Annotated in this window: 3 protein-coding genes; all 3 read left to right on the forward strand. The window is 61.8% G+C overall.

The features are described from left to right. Positions 1–1,943: primosomal protein N' (gene priA / locus V3W31_00205; protein MEE9613359.1), on the forward strand; the 1,943-nt coding region annotated here is incomplete at its 5' end. A 57-nt stretch (positions 1,944–2,000) separates the two neighbouring features. Further along, positions 2,001–2,582, forward strand: coding sequence for a peptide deformylase (def, locus tag V3W31_00210; GenBank protein ID MEE9613360.1), 582 nt, complete (start codon positions 2,001–2,003; stop codon positions 2,580–2,582). A 63-nt stretch (positions 2,583–2,645) separates the two neighbouring features. Then, on the forward strand, positions 2,646–3,605 hold the full coding sequence (gene fmt, locus V3W31_00215; GenBank protein ID MEE9613361.1) for a methionyl-tRNA formyltransferase: 960 nt from the start codon (positions 2,646–2,648) through the stop codon (positions 3,603–3,605). The last annotated feature ends 9 nt before the right edge of the window (positions 3,606–3,614 follow it).

Here is a 3,614-nt window from a genome sequence, read left to right on the forward strand (position 1 = left end):
AGGGGAAGGGCTTTCTTCGCGAAGAGGTAAGCCTCAGGGGCGGGGGGAAGAAGAAGACCGAGAGTATTGTCTCGATAGCCGGGGGGGGCGGGGGGGGTGGGGCGCTCGCGGGCCTGAAACGTTCTCCCCTGCAGGCAAAGGTACTCTCCTTCCTCATGGAAAGCGGCCCCGTGTCGCTTAAGTCCGTTAGAGAGGCTCTCGGAGGGGTGGACGACGCCGTCAGGAGGTTGAAAGAAAAGGGACTCATTACGGTTACCGAGAGGGAGGTCGCGAGGGACCCGGCGGCCGATATCGAGCCGAGGGCCATGAGCCACGACCCCAATAAAGAGCAGCAGGCCGCGCTTGACGCCATTACGGCGTCACTTGGGGGAAAGGAAAAGGAAAAAAAATTCTCTCCCTATCTCCTCTGGGGCATAACGGGGAGCGGAAAGACGCTGGTCTACCTGAAGGTGATCGAAGAGGTGGTAAGGAGCGGCCGTCGGGCGCTCATGCTGGTCCCGGAGATATCCCTTACATCGAGGGCCACGGCCTACCTCACCCATCGCTTCCCCGGCAGGGTCGCGGTGGTCCACAGCGCGCTTGGCGAAGGCGAGCGCTACGACCAGTGGAGGAGGATACTCCGGGGCGAGGTGGATGTCGTCATAGGCGCCCGGAGCGCACTCTTCTCTCCCATAAAGGAGCTCGGGGTCATAGTCGTCGACGAGGAGCACGACCCGTCGTACAAGCAGGATGAAGGGATAAGGTATAACGCGCGGGACTCAGCCCTGATGCTCGGGAAGTTCCTCGGCATTACCGTGGTCCTCGGCTCGGCCACCCCCTCGGTCGAGACTTTCCATAACGCGACCACGGGCAGGATTACCCCGCTCTATATAAGGAACAGGGTGGCAAGGAGCGAACTCCCCACGGTCGAGCTTATGGACATGAGGGGGAATAAGGGTGCGGTCCTCTCCGAAAGGCTAAGGGATCTCATCGGCGAGACCCTCGACCAGGGGCACCAGGCCCTGCTCTTCCTGAACAGGAGGGGCTTTTCCAACTTCCTCGCGTGCCGGGACTGCGGCCACACCTTCGAATGCCGGAACTGTTCGGTCACCCTTACCGTCCACAAGCGCGCACGGAGGCTCAAGTGCCACTACTGCGACATGGAGATGCCGATCCCCGGAAGCTGCCCCGGGTGCTCGAGCCATAACCTCGTCGACCCGGGCGTGGGTACGGAGAAGGTCGAAGAAGAGGTGAGAGCGCTCTTCCCCGGGGCGCGCGTTGGCAGGATGGACAGCGACACGACCCGCAGGAAGGGGACGGCCAAGGAGATACTTGATGCGGTCGAATCCGGGGAGATGGACGTGCTCGTCGGTACGCAGATGGTCTCCAAGGGGCACCACCTGCCGGGCATAACGCTCGTCGGCGTGGTCTCCGGCGACACCTCGCTCAACATCCCGGACTTCAGGGGTCCGGAGCGGAGTTTTCAGCTCCTCTCCCAGGCCTCGGGCAGGGCCGGGAGGGGGGAGGCGCCCGCAAGGGTGGTCATCCAGACGCTCAACCCCGAGCACTTCTGCTTCACCGCCGCCGCGGCCCACGACTACGAGGGGTTCTTCGCCGAAGAGATCGAGATGAGGCGCGAGGTCGGGTACCCGCCGTTTACGAGGCTCTGTTGCATGAGGGTGGACGGGACGAGCGAGAAGAGGGCCGAGGCCGCGGCCGTGGAGCTAAGGGGGGTGGCGGAGCGGGCCTTGCCGAAGGCTGGTGGGGAAAAGATCTCCGTCCTCGGCCCGGCCCCGGCGCTGCTCTCGAAGCTCAAGGGCCGCTACAGGTGGCAGCTGCTCGTAAAGGCCGGGGACGCCGCCACGATGAACGCCTTCCTCAGGAAGGTCAAGAAGGACTTTGATCTGAAGAAGCACGCGGGCGTAAAGCTCACCCTCGACGTGGACCCGGTGATGACGGTATGAGGACGGTTCCCGCCCGGGGTTTTGACTCGGCCGGGCTACTAAGTTATAATATAGGGTATGACTCTGCGAGAGATACTTATATATCCCGACCCGCGCCTGAGGGAAAAAGCCTCCCCAATCGAAGAGGTGGACGAGGAAATAAAAACCCTCATGGACGACATGGTGGAGACCATGCGCGAGGCCCGTGGCGTAGGGCTTGCCGCCACACAGGTGGGTGTGGCAAAGAGGGTTATAGTGCTCGAACTCCCCGAAGAGGTGGGGGAGGGGAAAGAGGGGGAAGATGAGGAAGATGAGGAAGGCGGGGAAGAGGACTGGGGTAATAGAAAAGTCTTCAAGTTCGTAAACCCCGAGATAGTCGAGGCCGAGGGGGAGACAAAGTACGAGGAGGGCTGCCTTAGCGTGCCGGAGGTGCGGGCCGACGTCCGGAGGGCCTCTCAGGTCCTGCTGAGGGCGCTCGATGAGGAGGGCAGCCCCGTGGAGGTGCGGGCCGGGGGGCTCTTCGCCATCGCGCTCCAGCACGAGATAGACCACCTCGACGGGGTGCTCTTCATAGACAGGCTCGGCAAGCTCAAGAGGGAGCTTATAAAGAAACGCATCAAAAAGGTCCGCACGGAGGAAGAGGAAAAGGTGGCCCTCTGAAGAACCCGTGATGCGTGTGCGTGATGCGTACTTTAAAAAGACCCGTCACCACCCTTTCAACGAATGAAAACTTTTTCGGATTCGCTAAAGGTCGTTTTCATGGGGACGCCGGAGTTCGCGGTCCCCTCCTTAAAGGCCATGATAGAGGCCGGGGCCGACGTGAGGGCCGTCGTTACCCAGCCGACGAGGCCGAGCGGCCGGGGGTTATCCGCGAAGGACTCGCCCGTAAAGACGCTCGCCCTGGAGCATAAGCTTCCCGTGCTCGAACCCTTGACAATCAAGGGGGAGGGGTTTATAAATGAACTTAAGGCGTTAGGGCCGGACCTCATCGCGGTCGTCGCTTACGGCAGGATACTGCCGCGCGCGGTGCTCGACCTGCCCCGGCTCGGGTGCGTCAACCTGCACGCCTCACTCCTTCCGGCCTACCGGGGGGCGGCTCCGGTGAACTGGGCCGTAATAAACGGAGAGGCGAAGACCGGAGTCAGCACCATGCTCATGGACGAGGGTATGGACACCGGCGCGGTGCTCTTAACCGAAGAGATTGAAATAGGGGAGGACGAGACGACCGGCGAAGTCCTGGAAAAACTCTCCGGGCTCGGAGCGGCGCTCCTCGTAAAGACGATAGGTTTGCTTCAGGAGGGGAAGCTGACGCCGGAGCCGCAGGACGACACGAAGGCGACTTACGCCCCGCTCCTTAAGAAGGAAGACGGCAGGGTGGACTGGACAAAGAGTCCCGAGGAGATAAGGAACCGGTTAAGGGGTCTGAAACCCTGGCCCGGAACGTATAGTTACTGGAACGGAAAGCTCCTGAAGATACACGGGGCTCGGGTTTCAACCGGCGTCGACGGGAAGGCGGCGCCCGGCGTTGTTATCTCGGCCGCGGCCGACGGCATAGTCGTAAAGTGCGGGAGCGGCGCCTTGAAGGTTACGGAGCTTCAGCTTGAGGGTAAGAGGCGCATGAGCGCGGCGGAGTTTCTTCGGGGTCACAGCTTGGGAGAAGGAGAGAGCTTTGGTAAAGAGTAACAACGAAAG

It is taken from the genome of Thermodesulfobacteriota bacterium (genome assembly GCA_036482575.1).
Lineage (GTDB): Bacteria > Desulfobacterota > GWC2-55-46 > GWC2-55-46 > JAUVFY01 > JAZGJJ01.